This is a genomic window from Serratia sp. JSRIV006, assembly GCF_019968685.1.
Lineage (GTDB): Bacteria > Pseudomonadota > Gammaproteobacteria > Enterobacterales > Enterobacteriaceae > Chania > Chania fonticola_B.
This window is the reverse complement of sequence record NZ_CP074137.1, coordinates 457,469-471,170: the sequence shown is the minus strand read 5'-3', so window position 1 is coordinate 471,170 and position 13,702 is coordinate 457,469. Positions and strand designations below refer to the sequence as shown.

The 13,702-nt window shown below is 47.5% G+C and carries 15 protein-coding genes and 1 pseudogene; 5 read left to right on the top strand and 11 right to left on the bottom strand.

What is annotated here, in order from left to right:
• The first annotated feature begins 94 nt into the window (after positions 1 to 94).
• Both KGP16_RS02095 and KGP16_RS02090 read left to right on the top strand, forming a co-directional pair.
• Positions 95 to 1,228 carry a DUF6035 family protein gene (locus tag KGP16_RS02095; RefSeq protein ID WP_223500757.1) on the top strand — a complete coding sequence of 378 codons (1,134 nt, stop codon included), beginning with the start codon at positions 95 to 97 and terminating at the stop codon, positions 1,226 to 1,228.
• Positions 1,229 to 1,261: 33 nt separating this feature from the next.
• Positions 1,262 to 2,626, top strand: coding sequence for a hypothetical protein (locus tag KGP16_RS02090; protein ID WP_223500756.1), 1,365 nt, complete (start codon positions 1,262 to 1,264; stop codon positions 2,624 to 2,626).
• Between the two features lie 165 nt (positions 2,627 to 2,791).
• Here the strand turns inward: KGP16_RS02090 and KGP16_RS02085 are convergent, their stop codons facing one another.
• The 5 genes and pseudogenes from KGP16_RS02085 to KGP16_RS02065 form a co-directional block, all read right to left on the bottom strand.
• Complete coding sequence (locus tag KGP16_RS02085; protein WP_223500755.1) at positions 2,792 to 3,046, bottom strand: hypothetical protein; 255 nt, start codon at positions 3,044 to 3,046, stop codon at positions 2,792 to 2,794.
• Between the two features lie 12 nt (positions 3,047 to 3,058).
• Positions 3,059 to 4,048: an ArdC family protein gene (locus KGP16_RS02080; RefSeq protein ID WP_223500754.1), complete on the bottom strand. Its 990-nt coding sequence runs from the start codon at positions 4,046 to 4,048 to the stop codon at positions 3,059 to 3,061.
• 113 nt (positions 4,049 to 4,161) lie between these two features.
• Positions 4,162 to 4,557 (bottom strand): hypothetical protein, encoded by a 396-nt coding sequence (locus KGP16_RS02075; protein ID WP_223500752.1) that lies wholly within the window; start codon positions 4,555 to 4,557, stop codon positions 4,162 to 4,164.
• Positions 4,558 to 5,123: 566 nt separating this feature from the next.
• A pseudogene (locus KGP16_RS02070) lies at positions 5,124 to 5,307 on the bottom strand (transcriptional regulator); the annotation flags it as partial.
• A gap of 22 nt (positions 5,308 to 5,329) precedes the next feature.
• Positions 5,330 to 5,575, bottom strand: a complete 246-nt coding sequence (locus tag KGP16_RS02065) for a helix-turn-helix domain-containing protein (RefSeq protein WP_223500751.1) — start codon at positions 5,573 to 5,575, stop codon at positions 5,330 to 5,332.
• Positions 5,576 to 5,678: 103 nt separating this feature from the next.
• Here KGP16_RS02065 and KGP16_RS02060 point away from each other — a divergent pair, with 103 nt between their 5' ends.
• Positions 5,679 to 5,939: a helix-turn-helix transcriptional regulator gene (locus KGP16_RS02060; protein ID WP_223500749.1), complete on the top strand. Its 261-nt coding sequence runs from the start codon at positions 5,679 to 5,681 to the stop codon at positions 5,937 to 5,939.
• 28 nt (positions 5,940 to 5,967) lie between these two features.
• On the opposite strand, the gene KGP16_RS02055 is transcribed toward KGP16_RS02060, so the two are convergent.
• Both KGP16_RS02055 and KGP16_RS02050 read right to left on the bottom strand, forming a co-directional pair.
• Positions 5,968 to 6,849, bottom strand: a complete 882-nt coding sequence (locus KGP16_RS02055; RefSeq protein WP_223500747.1) for an integrase domain-containing protein — start codon at positions 6,847 to 6,849, stop codon at positions 5,968 to 5,970.
• Positions 6,850 to 7,992: 1,143 nt separating this feature from the next.
• The gene (locus KGP16_RS02050; protein ID WP_223500745.1) at positions 7,993 to 8,256 is read right to left on the bottom strand and encodes a helix-turn-helix transcriptional regulator; all 264 of its coding nucleotides are present in this window, start codon (positions 8,254 to 8,256) and stop codon (positions 7,993 to 7,995) included.
• Positions 8,257 to 8,374: 118 nt separating this feature from the next.
• Here KGP16_RS02050 and KGP16_RS02045 point away from each other — a divergent pair, with 118 nt between their 5' ends.
• Positions 8,375 to 8,635 (top strand): helix-turn-helix transcriptional regulator, encoded by a 261-nt coding sequence (locus tag KGP16_RS02045; RefSeq protein WP_223500743.1) that lies wholly within the window; start codon positions 8,375 to 8,377, stop codon positions 8,633 to 8,635.
• A 182-nt stretch (positions 8,636 to 8,817) separates the two neighbouring features.
• Here KGP16_RS02045 and KGP16_RS02040 read toward each other — a convergent pair whose 3' ends face one another.
• Positions 8,818 to 9,585 (bottom strand): hypothetical protein, encoded by a 768-nt coding sequence (locus tag KGP16_RS02040; protein WP_223500742.1) that lies wholly within the window; start codon positions 9,583 to 9,585, stop codon positions 8,818 to 8,820.
• A gap of 310 nt (positions 9,586 to 9,895) precedes the next feature.
• Here KGP16_RS02040 and KGP16_RS02035 point away from each other — a divergent pair, with 310 nt between their 5' ends.
• On the top strand, positions 9,896 to 10,288 hold the full coding sequence (locus KGP16_RS02035; RefSeq protein WP_223500741.1) for a hypothetical protein: 393 nt from the start codon (positions 9,896 to 9,898) through the stop codon (positions 10,286 to 10,288).
• A gap of 31 nt (positions 10,289 to 10,319) precedes the next feature.
• Here the strand turns inward: KGP16_RS02035 and KGP16_RS02030 are convergent, their stop codons facing one another.
• The 3 genes from KGP16_RS02030 to KGP16_RS02020 are packed head-to-tail and all read right to left on the bottom strand — an operon-like array spanning position 10,320 to position 13,694.
• Positions 10,320 to 11,861 carry a conjugal transfer protein TraG N-terminal domain-containing protein gene (locus tag KGP16_RS02030; RefSeq protein WP_223501488.1) on the bottom strand — a complete coding sequence of 514 codons (1,542 nt, stop codon included), beginning with the start codon at positions 11,859 to 11,861 and terminating at the stop codon, positions 10,320 to 10,322.
• Complete coding sequence (locus tag KGP16_RS02025; protein ID WP_223500740.1) at positions 11,861 to 12,232, bottom strand: hypothetical protein; 372 nt, start codon at positions 12,230 to 12,232, stop codon at positions 11,861 to 11,863. Before KGP16_RS02025 ends, KGP16_RS02030 begins: the two co-directional genes overlap by 1 nt.
• Positions 12,233 to 12,245: 13 nt before the next feature.
• Entirely contained in the window at positions 12,246 to 13,694 is a 1,449-nt protein-coding gene (locus KGP16_RS02020) for an integrating conjugative element protein (RefSeq protein ID WP_223500739.1), read from the bottom strand.
• Between the last annotated feature and the right edge of the window lie 8 nt (positions 13,695 to 13,702).

Genomic DNA, 13,702 nt, shown 5'->3' with positions numbered 1-13,702 from the left:
GAAGTGCATATGTTAAATATAGTGGTTTAAATTCAAGCATTCGATAAGCGTTAGCGATGGAGGTGTTTTGATTAGGAATATGACATCGGTTTTCATGACCGAAGAAGATCGGCATATTAATGCAAATGAATTCTTGGACAATTGTGATGAGGAGAAAATTTTTACTTTTCGAAGAAAACTGGAGGAAGCGCGCACCACTAGTCCGATTGCTTTATGCAGCGTTTGCTACCAACCCATTGTTTTAAGAGGAAATATTCAAAGATCGTTCTTTTTCGCTCATACAAAAAACTCTGACGATTGCCCAATCAAGACAACAACAAATTTGACGCATGATGAAATTCTGGCGATGAAGTTCAATGGACAAAAAGAGGGGCGAGCGCATAAAGAAAACAAATTTAAGCTAGCTGAATTATTAAAAATAGATGAATTTTTCACTAATGAAATATTAGTTGAATCGACATTTAGAGAAATAAATAGCTCCGGAATAGCAAAGCGTTGGCGAAGACCTGATATCAGCACTATTAGCGCTGAAAAAAAATACTCAATCGTTTTTGAATTACAGGTTTCAACTACATTTATCGAAGTAATCATTGGCCGAGAGAAGTTTTACAAAGAAAATGACACTTATATTATGTGGATTTTCCTCAACTTTGATAGGGATAAATTCACAACTCTCGACATAGGATATGGCAATAATTCAAACGTATTTGTCTTCGACGACGAGGCAAAAGAGATATCGTCAAAAAACCAGCGATTAACGCTGAAATGCTACTATCGCAAACCATACATATCCAATAGCTTATCAATTGATTACGCGTGGGAATGTCAACTTGTAGACTTTAATGATATGTCATTTGACTCTGTCGAGAAAAAAATATATTTCGCAGATTCTAATTTATTGACTCAACAAGTCACCAATGAAATAAATCGTACAAAACAAAAAATAGAACAAGAAAGAATTGAACGTAAAGAGAGAGAATTAAAAGAAAGACAAAAAGATCTAGAAAATAGAGCGCAGATTGAAAGAAACAGAAACTCAAACAATAAAAACCTTATTAGCTACCCAAGCAAAAGAGATAAAACAAAAGACGTCTCTTCATTGCATAAGACAAGTAAATCATTTGGTGATGTAGTTAAATGCGCTCACTGTGGGAAGATCGTTAAGATTAAAAAAATCTGCTCAATTCTTTTGTGTGAGAATTGCTTTCAACCCATTGATAAATTTTAGTGCAACTCAACCCTTTGGAGGAGTGTAGGCAAAATGAATCAACAGACACCAGCATTAACAAGATTACATCATTTCTACGTAGGGATTGCTAAGTTCCTTTTTCATCATCCGATGCATGGAATTGTGTCTGTGCGTGATCCTATCAAGCTAGAAGATGCTGCACGGTATGGCCTTAGCCCCTTATTACTTTATGGATTGACCGTTGCTGGGTTACCCATTAGATGGATGACATTTACCAGCGTAGACCAGCCTAGAGCCCTCAGGGATGTTCTTCTTGATGCATGGCGCAATGCCGATGGTTTACGTGGAAAACCAGATATATTGTTAATAAATCGCAATATTGAAAAATCCTGCCCTGATTTAGTGAGCGAAATGAAAACAATAGGTGTCCATGTTAAGGTGGCTGATGCAAAGGAAAAATCGCTTCCAGGATCCCTGCGTTCAGCTCAAAACGCGAGTCTATGGCTGCTAGGAAAACGTAGTCGGGAGAAACTGCCCCTTATCAGGTCCATCCAAGAACTTTGCTTGGACGCTCAATACAACCACGAATCCAGTATTCGTGAGGATCGCAGCGGTATCAACAGCAACAAAATTAATAATGAAATCCAACAATGGTTAAACTTACCATCACAAATACCAGAGCCAATAGTGACTAATGAACTCGACTGGAAACCGGGGCCATGGTTGTCATCTTGGGAATCCTTACTACCACCTGCTCAGCCTCGCTATTTCAATATTAGCACCCTTAACGGCACTATGTGGCTTCTAATAGGTGAGAATATAACGGAAAATATCGATATAGATGATGAGTGGATTGACAACAGTTATGATAATACTGCTAAGGTCGTCAAAAATCTTGTGGCGTGCTGGCCTAATTCACCCAAAGAAATTGCAACAACGGTAGGAGTTACCTTAAAGGAACTTCAGTGGTTCATGTCAGGAAAAGCCGAACTTAGCAGGCAGGCGTATTTTGCCCTGCGAGATTTGCTCAGCATTGAATATAACGAATCTATGTGTGGTTATGTTGGGACTGGTCCTTATGTACTCATGGCCAAAACACCTATGGCACTTCAGGGAAGCTATGAAAACCTTTCTTGTGGAGGTGATGCATGTCCCTGCGAAGTCATCCCGTACCAGGGAGTAGCAGACCCAAGTTGGCGATATGTGTTGATTAATAACTACAGTGGACCGCCGAGCATTGTGATGGTTCCTCGCGGAGAAAAAATCTTAGAGCATCTTCCTGATTTATTGATGAATTATGGCGAAATTACGTCTGTATCTCAGGAGTTTTATAGAAATATCGTTTCTACCTGTGCCCGAGCATGTCGTGAACCGACTGCTAACATTCGTGAGATGCAACACTTTAGCAAACTCTACGAAAAACACTGGCCAAATTAAATTTTTCAACCAGATGCCTTCAGCTTTCTACACAGTGCCAGATAACAACATACTTAAGCACCTGCCTATACTCAATGCGGGCAAGTTTATCAGATAGCAGGATAAAACGCCTCCGAAGAGGCGTTTTCATATCAGGACTGTATACCTGATAGTGGTTTAAAGTTTTTACCGCCGCGGCTCAACCATTGGCTGTCCATACGCAGCGCGGTATTGGGCATGCTGAGCACAGTCGGCAATCAGCCCCATCTGCATCAACATTCCGCGTTCCCATGCGCCAGGGCGGCAGCTGCCGTCCGCAACGCATGCCAGAATATAGTTAATCAGCTCACCTACGCTGTCCACCTTAACCGGTGCACCATACTCACGGTGAAGCATCACGATATACTCAAGTTCGCGTAGTACCAGAGGGTTAATCTGCATAATAACTCCTTGTTAAGCGGCACGTTGGTTATCATCGTTACTGTTCAACCTCAGTAAATATTCACTGGCTTCACGCGCCTGCCGACAGGCGCGAAAAAGCGCTTTCTTATCGGCCTTCAACACATTCAGCCAGTGGTCGATATAACTTTCATGGTTAACCTCACCCAGAACCTCAAGGTGCGCGCAGAGAAAGGCACTGCCCATCTCTGCGCATAGCTCTTCAAAGGCATAAACCGGGTTACCGAACTTACCCGAAGAGGCGGTTATCCCCTCTCGGTTAAGCCGTGAGGCATGGCCAGTGCTATGGACCATTTCATGCAATAACGTGGCCCAATAGTCCGCCTCGGTAAAAAACTGCCTAGACAACGGCATTACAATACGATCGTGATTTGGCGAGTAGAACGCCCGGTTCTGCGCTGCCGATGTCACCTGAACGCCGCTGGCATTCAGTATCGCCAATACCCGGTTGTAGGTTTGCGCCGATAGGGTTTGCACCTCCTGGTCGGGTATTCGTTCAGCGGAGACCTGCAGATGCGCCGGTAGGTTGTCACACTGCAGCACATTGAACAGGTACAGTGATTTCAACATCGCCCGCTCAACCATTAGCGGCTGGCCATCATCAGCCAACAGTTTATTTCCGTCACGGTCTTCGGCCTGTACCTGAAGCGGTTTATAGATCACCGCACCGGTAGCCTGCTCACCTTTACGGACCTGGCCGCCCAACTGTTGTGCCTGGCGATAGGTTAACCAGCGATTGGTGCTAAACCCCCGCTCTTCGGCAGACATCCATAACAGCAGGATATTCACACCGCTATAGGCATTGCCGGTTAATGCATTCGACGGCACGATGCCACCCCGCTCGTTATTAACCGAACGCCAGGGGCGTTTCCAGGGCGCAGTGCCGTTTTCCAGCGCGGCCACCACCTTGTCGGTGATCTGTTGGTAAAGGTCTTTAGCGTTACCGGGATGAGGTTTGCCGGATTGAGTCAACTTCTTTTTCATAAGAGACACCTCAAAAAGCGGACGTATCTCTCCCCCCCTAAAGGCGAAAGATACGCCCCAGGGGGATTTAAAGAAAATCAGCACTACTGTACTGAAAGAGAATTATTTCATTGTTACCACCAGGGCCAAAACACTAGGTCCAGGCGTTCAAAGTCAAATTCATTGAGCAAGTGATGTGCCCACTTGCGAATGTCATTAACATTCGACCAATATATTTCTTCATACTCTGTTGAGCCAAAGAAGAAACCAGGTACTGTTGGAAAAAGTTGAGCACAGTTTGTTATTGTCAATTCAGACAACGTACTACACAGTTGCTCCAAATGTTGCCGAGTTATCGGTATCTCCTGACAGTTCTCCACCTTAGCTATATGGGTGCTAACCCAGCTAACCAGTGCGTTAACCTTACGGAAATAGCCAACTTCGAACTTTATCTGACGACCACCGGATAAAAGCAGTTCATCTTCATCGGGCTGTTTGTCAGAGGCCAAAAAGTAAATATCAAGTCCCATAGTAATACTCCTTGTTTATTGAATAAGAAGCAGGGACCTTTCCAGCAGGAAAAAGTCCCTGCTGGGTGGAAAATGCTAAATCAGACGATTAGGTTAACGATAAATAGGCATGATGTTCTCCTTGAGGTTGAGAAATGGGAAAACGCCTCTGCCCGCAGGGAAGAGGTGCTCCCCGCGTAAAAGGTCAGTTGGCTGACCAATAGAAGATTAATGTAGCTTTGGTGCAGCTCGTTTAGCACCGCTAAGGTTAGATGTCTGCCTTGATACCCTGCTTAGGGGAAATTTTCCCGCTGAGTAACATCGGCTAACGTCAAAAAACAGTGTGAAAGGAACCTTGATCGCCGCGCTATAGTGCACTGATATTGGCGATATCTGCTTTCAAAGGTGCGCAGACTTACCACACGGATGTGTTCTCCCTTGCAGGCTACGGGAGAGTTGTTTTGCAGTCACCCGAAGGCGTATCTCACAGACCGCTGATACATTAGTGGTTGTCCGAAGACAACGTTAAGCCTAAATAATCTACACCACGCATTGTTTAAAAATCAAGCAAATCATTGTTCCAACATCTACCGCTCACCCGATTTATAACGTTGATAAAGTGCCAGTACAGCATCAGTAAACTCATCGTCAATGATATAGAAATAGCACTCAGGCGGCAAAAGCGCACACCATATCAAACGAAGGCTTATGCGTACCCTTTTCGTAGTGAGATAGCTGCGAATACGCCGTCGCCTCGTCAATGGCAGCCATGAAAATCACCGCGCTTTAACCCTCAAAGCGGGGTTACCTTTGGCATTATCTTTTGTAAAAGCGCGGCCGGTTCAATCCCTAATAGCCCGGCGATATAGGCGAACTCCAGCACATCCAGCCTCCTCTCGCCATTTTCAACCTTGGCAATAAAAGACTGTGGACGCTGCAGGGCCTGAGCCAGCTTTTCCTGAGTAATGCCCTTTTGTATCCTCGTTTCACGAAGCGTTTTTATAACCAGTTGATATTCTGGTGAATATACTGATGGCATGATGGTAATTCCGCATGATATCCCAAAATCGAATATCAGCTATTTACAGGATTATCCCAAAACAGGATAATCGGTAACCTGATAACGTTACGGAGATAAGCGCATGGACCAACAAGACTGGCATCCGGCAGATATCATCGCCGGACTAAAAAAGAAGGGAACATCACTTGCGGCAGTTTCACGCTGTGCGGGTCTGTCGAGCTCTACCTTGGCGAACGCACTGCTCCGCCCATGGCCGAAAGGAGAAAAGCTTATTGCCAACGCCCTGGAAACTTCACCGGAAAAGATCTGGCCTAGCCGCTATTTTGATAGCCAAGGTAAACCGCTTAAGCGCCAGATAAGAGACAAATGCGCTAGCCAATAGGGAGTGCATGGCTTTCGTCACCCAGGGCTCAATCCGGCTGATTGTACACGCGGGCCACATAGTGCCCTCGCCCATCGCCGTGCCCCAAATCCATAGAGACTAATGCCTCGGCCTCTTTTTGGCTCATACCGTTAGCAAGGTGAAAATTAACCGCATCCCTTGCGTAGGCATAGCGTAAACTATGGGGGGCATTTTTCCCGGTCATTCCACCATCCCGAACAATATTCCGGTAGCGTTCTATTGCCTTATGCAGGCTAGGTTTATCAATCAACCTGCCGTGGTTTTCATCACAGTATCGAATCGCCTGATTAACTATGGCCAGCACCTTTTCCTTATTCAATATCGTAGTATCCCTTGGTCGCCCTCCTTTGGTACCAAATACCACCCTTACTCGCTGATGATGATTTATTATCGACTGCCGCCAGGTTTTAAGGGATTTAACTGACTGAACGGCCTCTTCCGTTCTTAAGCCTAAATAACGAGCAAGTTGAATAGCAATGGCAACCCCTTGATCTTTCGACATGGCAAAGTGAATAATCTCATTCAACTTTTGATCAGAAATGGCTGCCTTAGCCCCATCCCTTTTTGCTCCTGCAATCCCCAGAGCCTGATTGCTTAATCTGTCATGATTAGGATCTGCCAGTTTGCTTCTTCCGGCAGTCGTTAAAATATTTCTCAGCGCCGACATCTCATTTTGCAACGTTCTCAGAGAGATATTCTCATCCAGACGGCTTTTCATATATTGTTCCAGATGCCGGGTGTTAATATGTTTAACATCACGGATTTGAATATTTAGCCTTGCCAGTCGCCCCGCGAAGCGACTGGCAATCTTTGAGCGATCCGATACGGTTTTAAAACCTCCACCGCCCTTTCGCGCCAACGTCACCAGCTGTTTCTCCAGTTTAGCCATAGCCAATGCTCCTTAAATTGACTGTACCCCATGTTACCAAACGCTAAAAATCTCACCCCGACGACACGGTTACTTTTGCGCTTGCTGCGCTTCAACGGGTATCTGTGCATCGGGGCGGCGAGAAGTTGAGTTATTTCGAGGCTCCCCAGGTCTCTGACCTGTTCGCTGCTTTCACAGGGCTGACTGACGTCAGACTGCCTCCACACACTACTGCTGGTAGTGTCGCCATCGATACCGAGTTGATTTCCTCCTGATTGATTAAAACGGCTTGTTTCACCGTCATTAGGTTGATGTAAAAGTGAGTTGAAGCCCGTATTGATACGGACTACCCGTTGGTCAGATGGTAGTAGTACGTTGAAAGCCACGAATTTCGTGGGTTGAGACGTTGCGCGCTATGCGCGTCACTTGGTGTTTGCTTCGCTTCCAGCCAAGTGACGCCGCATACAAAACGCAGCAGGTCTGGCGCTAACTGATGCCTTTCGGCATAGAAGAGCGCAGCCAGCGGCGTTTATTTGACGTTAGAGATTTGGCGATAGATAGCCTGGGTCGCTGTGGGGCAGCCCGGATTTAAAGATGTGGTGACCGTAACGCTTCAGCAAACCTACGGCTTCGCAGCCCGTTGCTCTACTAACGGTTAGTCTCACTTGGTTGAAGGCCAATCACAGTATCCTCGGTTAGCGATACTGGCGGCCAAGAAATGCTGGTTGTTAGCCATTCCGCTGGAATAAACTTACCTTCATCACATTGACTGCGATCCCCGCTTTCAAAGGTTTAGGGGGTTACCGCTGCTAAAGCGCTACATTTCAGGTCTAGGTAGCTTGTGGTCGCTCGAAAGCGTCAGTCTCAGACCACACTCCATTCCTTATGACTTTGGGTTTGCGACCACCCTAAGGCGTTTCTCACAGATCGCTGGTATCATCCTGATACTGGAAACATTGGTGCTGTCATTGACAGCCAAGTAACCTGGTTAAAAATACGACAAATCTTTTAGCGGTTCAAGAACTTCAGTTAACCAGGGGGTTACCGCTTCAGTTGAAGAATAAAGGGTTCACAGAGGCTAAAGAAATACCCCCTATTTAATATCGGTGTATCTACTCTTATTCCGTCCCAGCGCATTATTTAGCTGGGCTGGCGCTCATTTTCTTATGTCGCAGCTTTTTCCTGCCTATCATAATACCCAAGAATCACATCAGCCAAATCGTCTTCCACGGCATAAAAATAACAGGCGGGAATAGTCAGAACAGATGCCAATCGGCAGGCCAGTTCAAAGTCTGGCGTGTGCGTTCCGCGTTCATATTGATTCATACGAGCGCTAGCCGTCGCCTCATCGATCCCAGCAAGAATACCCAGGCGCTCCTGTGACAGGCCGGCCTTTAAACGTGCGGCTTTTAAGCGATGAGGCAACATAAGGATCCTGATTTTTAACGTGACTTGTCGCGATTCTCATCTTTGCGCCTTGAAAATATACTAAGTAATCCTTAGTATTTATGCTGTACGTTTACTTGAGATCTTAACGGGGGCAGGTATGACACCACAAAAAGATTGGCATCAGGCAGATATCATTGCTGGATTACGTAAGAGGGGAACCACTCTGTCGGCATTGTCACGTTCGGCAGGGTTAAGTTCTTCAACGCTCGCCAATGTCCTTTCTCGCCCCTGGCCGAAAGGGGAATGGCTAGTGGCAAAGGCACTGGAAATCCATCCTGCGGAGATCTGGCCCAGCCGTTATTTTGATGATTCAGGAAGATTACTTGATAGAAAGGCCAGAGCAGAAAAGGGAGAATGAGTTAATGATTGCTCGGAAAGAGCCCCCCTCATTTTATCCCCCACGTAAGGGTGGCTCCCGCGATGGGCGCTGCGCAGTGACCTGAAGGCACTCTTCCCAAACTGCTGTAGCATTGGTGGCCGCCAAAGCGGTGGTGCGACAAAATCGATAACATCAACGACGATAACTGTCGGTCAATGCTTCTACCGCTTTATATATTGCTCAATTTCCAGCTCTATTGCTCGCTGCTGCTCTGCTTGAGCCTTTTTCTGTTCTTCAAGCTTTTTATACAAAGGGGGGTAATACACCATATTGCTTATCTCTCTCGGCCAGCAGACAGTAACAGCATATAGCAAAGAAAGAACTGCACAGTAGAAATTAACAGTCCAATGAGAAACACCTTCTACATATTGCATTAACACATACTTCAGCCAGTCCAGGAAAATAAACGTCGAGCCATTACTTGAGAGCAAATACCACTCAATAAGAAACAAGAGAAAGATCCCTACTGAAACATATTCTGACCGTTGGTTGTCCTTTATCTTTTTATTAAGCTTCTCATTTTCCTCATGATATATGTTGTAGATAAATCCAGACTGATTGTTTAACGCTTCATCGTGAAGCTTCGATAATCTTACATAGCCAGGCCCATGTTTAAGATAATCAGACGAATCATCAATCTTCATATATCTATATTTAACTTCAATCAATATATAAGAAAAGAATAAACTAATGAATATTAACAGTAGAGATGAGAAGAAACCAAAGCTAAGGATAACGCCTAAAATATCACCCAACACAAATTTCGCTTCACTCTCCGTGGCAAAATAGAAAACTCCTTTACCTGTAAAAATAGCAAACATCACATCGATAAAAAGAACACAATAAAAGACATTTGCAACTTTACTAAAATCCCACAGCCCATCCATCAAATTAAACATTGGCATAGGACTATTTTTTGAAAAAGACATTGTCACTCCTTTGTAATTTGTTATCTCTAATAAAAAAGTTCGATCTCCAAGCGATCGTTGTCCACCTAATCACTGGCCATTTTACGATAGCTGTCCGGGGTTGCCAGCCTAACCGGCGTTTTTCCTCGATGGCATTGGCGGCCCATCAGGCATCAACGGGTACCGCAGCATCGCTACGGCATAACACACCCTATTAGCCAGCCTCTCTTTTACCATTACGCCTATAGATCCTGAGCAAACTTTAATCTATATTCGACTATATACCAAACTAACAATGCCATAACCAACTGTATTATAAGGAGTAAGCCATATGGGCGCAGGAGCTTATCAGCGAGGGGTTAAAGTCGCTGGCCTATGGAAGAGGTTTAGCGGTCAGATCAAGTATCAGTACTCACGCTGCGTGAGCTGGGCCAAAAACCACCGCTTACCTACCTGGGTTGGGCATATTCCAGTGGTCGGGTTGGTTCTGGCTATCTGCGGTGCCGCTATTTTTGCCAGCCTGATCGTTGCCGGATGTCTGATATTTATCTGGGCGATTGTTTATATTATTCAAAATATCGGCAGCGATAATTCACAATATGATGATTATTATGAAAATAAAAACCAATCTGATAGCTTAATGCAAGAGGATGACTTGGTTATCAATAGTGCTTTGAATGGCGATTATGATGGGGCACCCTATAAATCACCGGCAGAAGAGTGAGCGGCTCCCAGAGAACAGGCCGTCTTTTTCGTTAATTGTTATTTGCAGTGAGATTTTTGCTCGCCTTACCGCTAATGGTATTCGCCCCCATATCACCAACTTTCCCCCCTGTATTCAAGGCGACTTCGCTACCACCTTTCATCGCGCTGGTCATGGCAACCCCCATATGAACGCCAGCCCAGGACAGCGCTCCTAGCCAAACGGCGGGTAACACCATAAACATAGTGCCCATTACCAGCATCATAATCAGATCGTCGGAGGTGTTCTGGAACCCCGCCATATTAAACCGGCTGTGGGTGTCAGAGCTGTACAACGACGTTAGGATCCAGCTATCCAGCCAACGCGCCAGTTCCCACCAGAACGTCAGGAAATTCAGGGCAAACATCACAAATGTCAGGGTAATTACGGTCTTAAACTCATAGGCGGCAAACGCCAGAATAAGCGGCAACATCACCGCGATGGCCATCAACATAATCGCCTGTACCATCGGCAGCGCCTGACGCATCGAGTCAAAGGCCGGAAACGCCGCCAGACTGCCCAATGAGTTACCGCCGATGGCACCCAGCCGGGTCACCGTATTATCGAAGCTAAAATCGGCATTACCGCCATAGCCAGCATAAACCTGGCCACTCTGCGACACCGTCAGGCTTTGCGGGCTCACCAAACGCCGGATTACCGCCTGTTTATAGTCGGTCGCATTCATGCCGATCATCTTCATCGCCGCCGACAGACGCAGCCAGGTCCCCGGATCGGCCTGATTAACCACCCGCGTTTCCAGGCCATTATCCCCGCTGTTCCACCACTCGTTACAGGTCGGGTAGCCACCTCGCCCGGTATTGGGGCGTCCGCTGTCCCTGCTTTCACTCCACGGGAACAAGGTCCGCGGAGTTTTTGACTGTAGCCTACCATAATAACCCTGCTGGAAGGTCTGGCTACCGATCCATTCGATATCGCGCAGTACCGCCTTATCGGTATTCTGCCCCTGATCTTGCTGTTTCCACAGATATAACGCCAGCGCATAGCAATCATTGGTGAAGTCCTGCAGCTCTGCCGCCAGTGCCTTATTATTAATTCGGGTATGTTGAACTTCAAAACGCAACTGGCGTAAATCGGGCCGACAGGGAATGGTGGCAACTGCGGCCTGAGTGATCCCCTTTGATAGCTTATGGATTAGCACCCACCAGACCGGAGCCGCCGCCGTCTGGTTGTTGATACTGGATATCACCCCGGCATAACCGCTCTCATCCGGAGCCTTTGGCGTCCAGGTGCCGCAGGCTTTAGCCCGGGACTCATCATAGGTCAGACTACTCAGGCTGACGTCAATCAGCGGTACACAGCAGGCAATCATCACCACAAATGCGCTATAAAGCGCCTGTTCAATACGCGGCAACGACAAAATCCCTTTATTTCCTTCATCGTCCCCCTCTTCCCGCACTTTTAGCCAGATACCGACCACCCTGAAGGCCAGCGGAGCCGCAAACAGCCCGGTACCTAACAGAACGTTCCAAAGGCCGTTATTAATCACCCAGCCCAGTAGGGTTAAAAAATACTCCAAATAGCTGTTGGTGGTCATCATCCCCCCACCATGCCGTGCAGCAGCGCATATTCACTTACTAGGATAAATAGCAGGCTGATAGCCGCCATACGTAACAACGCTGTCCGCCAGGCAGGTTTAAAGCCTGGCGCGTGCCAAATTTTCCATATGCCCCAGACCAATGCGGCATAGAGCACCATGCGCCAGGCCAGCCAGACTAACCAGGTGGATGCCATCCAATCGCGGACCGCGGACATCTGTTTAGGATGATTGATGGTGGCATCGGCCAGCAATAAAATGCCCCCCACCACGCAGGCTAAGGTGAATAGCACCATGAGCACGCTTTTAAATCTGCGATAAATACGCCGCTTTAGAGATAACTCCAGCGCCATCGATACCCTGGTCTGCATTATCTCTCTCCCTTTAGTTAGCCTGACTTTCCGGCACGCCCATCTGATAGAAACGACTATCGGTGTTGTCGTCGTTCTGCATCTGCGGGTTACTTTCCACTCGGTTATTTTCACGTTCGATAATGGTCAGTACCGAGTTACGCGCCAGCTCACGCTTTAGCTCCATCTCGCTTTTCAACGCCGCAATTTCCCTATCAAGCGCTTCAATACGGCGAACCCCTTGTTCTAACGCGTCGGGCTGCGCGGCCGCATTGGGCTCTGACATACCGGTCACCAACATACGCCGCATTAAAAGGGCGGTTTCCACCGTATCCGCCATCGCCAGTTCACCGGCCAGACGCCCGGCCAAGGCCGCATTATCCGGGTCGCGCTGCAAGGCTTTGATCACGCCAGCGGTGATAGTCAAACTCCCCGCCTTCAGCTTGGCCAGGTTAGCGGCCGTCGCCTTTTCAGTGCCGTTAACCAGCTTCGCCAGTTGTTCGGTATTGGTTTTAGTCGCCTCTTCCAACATTGGGACAAAGCCGGTACCGGCGATACTCATTCCCGGCTGATGTTCCTCACCGCCGCTGGTACATTCCTGCGCATTGGTGCAGGTACGCACAGAGACATCCCCCAGCACTTTCACCACGCTGGCGGCGGCCTGTTCAGCATTACGGAACCTGGCGCAGGCCGACCCCGTACAGTTGCTATCGCTTACCGAAGCATTACTCAGCACCGGCTGGCTATTCATCATGTTGTACCCGGCGGCGGCTAAATCATGAGTCGGCCGAATGGCCGGTTGTCCTTGCCCTCCCCGGGCCTGCCCGCCAATCCAGTTTTGTCCCTTGCGGCCAGTGGCCTGTTTGGCCTGTTGTTCAATACGTACCGCATCACCGTCTCCGCCATTAACCAACTGTTTGTACTCCGCCATCACCGCGGCCTGGGTCCATTTATTGCTATTACTGAACGCCATCATCCGTTTGGCCATGTTCTGGCAGCTCAGTTGCGACTTATCGAACGCCACATTTGCCTGCAGAACGCCGTTGGTCAGCATGTCGTACAGCCCCGGGTTAGCCCGCTGGATAATCATTGCTGGCAGGCTGGCAACCGCACCGGTTGCCCCCTGGATCACCTCACCCATTAGATTCTTGAAGCCGTTAGTTACCCCATTAAGCTGGTTGCCAACCGTTGTTTTTAGGTCGAAGTTGCCGCACATCAGGTCACTACTCCAGCCCACGTTCAGACCCAGTTTCTGCATATTGCTGCGAGTGGCCGGTTGGGAAATCACCGAGCCACCGCCCAGGGTATAAAAAAGTTTGTCTGATACGGCACCGCTAACGTCAGCGCCATAGCCAATGGCGCTATTATTTACCTGAGGCAGCGAGAGCCCCATCAGCACGTTGTCATCATCAGCCTGCGCTACGGGCAAAAGGCCGGTGACTAACACCGTAGCCACCACTAGCCCACATACCTGTTTTTTCATCCGCATGA

Excerpts from the sequence above, each read along its gene's own strand:
- KGP16_RS02065 (WP_223500751.1), bottom strand. The coding sequence starts at position 5,575 with ATGCCATCAGTATATTCACCAGAATATCAACTGGTTATAAAAACGCTT.
- KGP16_RS02090 (WP_223500756.1), top strand. The coding sequence starts at position 1,262 with ATGAATCAACAGACACCAGCATTAACAAGATTACATCATTTCTACGTA.
- KGP16_RS02040 (WP_223500742.1), bottom strand. The coding sequence starts at position 9,585 with ATGTCTTTTTCAAAAAATAGTCCTATGCCAATGTTTAATTTGATGGAT.
- KGP16_RS02050 (WP_223500745.1), bottom strand. The coding sequence starts at position 8,256 with ATGTTGCCTCATCGCTTAAAAGCCGCACGTTTAAAGGCCGGCCTGTCA.
- KGP16_RS02035 (WP_223500741.1), top strand. The coding sequence starts at position 9,896 with ATGGGCGCAGGAGCTTATCAGCGAGGGGTTAAAGTCGCTGGCCTATGG.
- KGP16_RS02080 (WP_223500754.1), bottom strand. The coding sequence starts at position 4,048 with ATGAAAAAGAAGTTGACTCAATCCGGCAAACCTCATCCCGGTAACGCT.
- KGP16_RS02085 (WP_223500755.1), bottom strand. The coding sequence starts at position 3,046 with ATGCAGATTAACCCTCTGGTACTACGCGAACTTGAGTATATCGTGATG.
- KGP16_RS02060 (WP_223500749.1), top strand. The coding sequence starts at position 5,679 with ATGGACCAACAAGACTGGCATCCGGCAGATATCATCGCCGGACTAAAA.
- KGP16_RS02030 (WP_223501488.1), bottom strand. The coding sequence starts at position 11,861 with ATGACCACCAACAGCTATTTGGAGTATTTTTTAACCCTACTGGGCTGG.
- KGP16_RS02095 (WP_223500757.1), top strand. The coding sequence starts at position 95 with ATGACCGAAGAAGATCGGCATATTAATGCAAATGAATTCTTGGACAAT.
- KGP16_RS02075 (WP_223500752.1), bottom strand. The coding sequence starts at position 4,557 with ATGGGACTTGATATTTACTTTTTGGCCTCTGACAAACAGCCCGATGAA.
- KGP16_RS02055 (WP_223500747.1), bottom strand. The coding sequence starts at position 6,849 with ATGGCTAAACTGGAGAAACAGCTGGTGACGTTGGCGCGAAAGGGCGGT.
- KGP16_RS02020 (WP_223500739.1), bottom strand. The coding sequence starts at position 13,694 with ATGAAAAAACAGGTATGTGGGCTAGTGGTGGCTACGGTGTTAGTCACC.
- KGP16_RS02045 (WP_223500743.1), top strand. The coding sequence starts at position 8,375 with ATGACACCACAAAAAGATTGGCATCAGGCAGATATCATTGCTGGATTA.
- KGP16_RS02025 (WP_223500740.1), bottom strand. The coding sequence starts at position 12,232 with ATGCAGACCAGGGTATCGATGGCGCTGGAGTTATCTCTAAAGCGGCGT.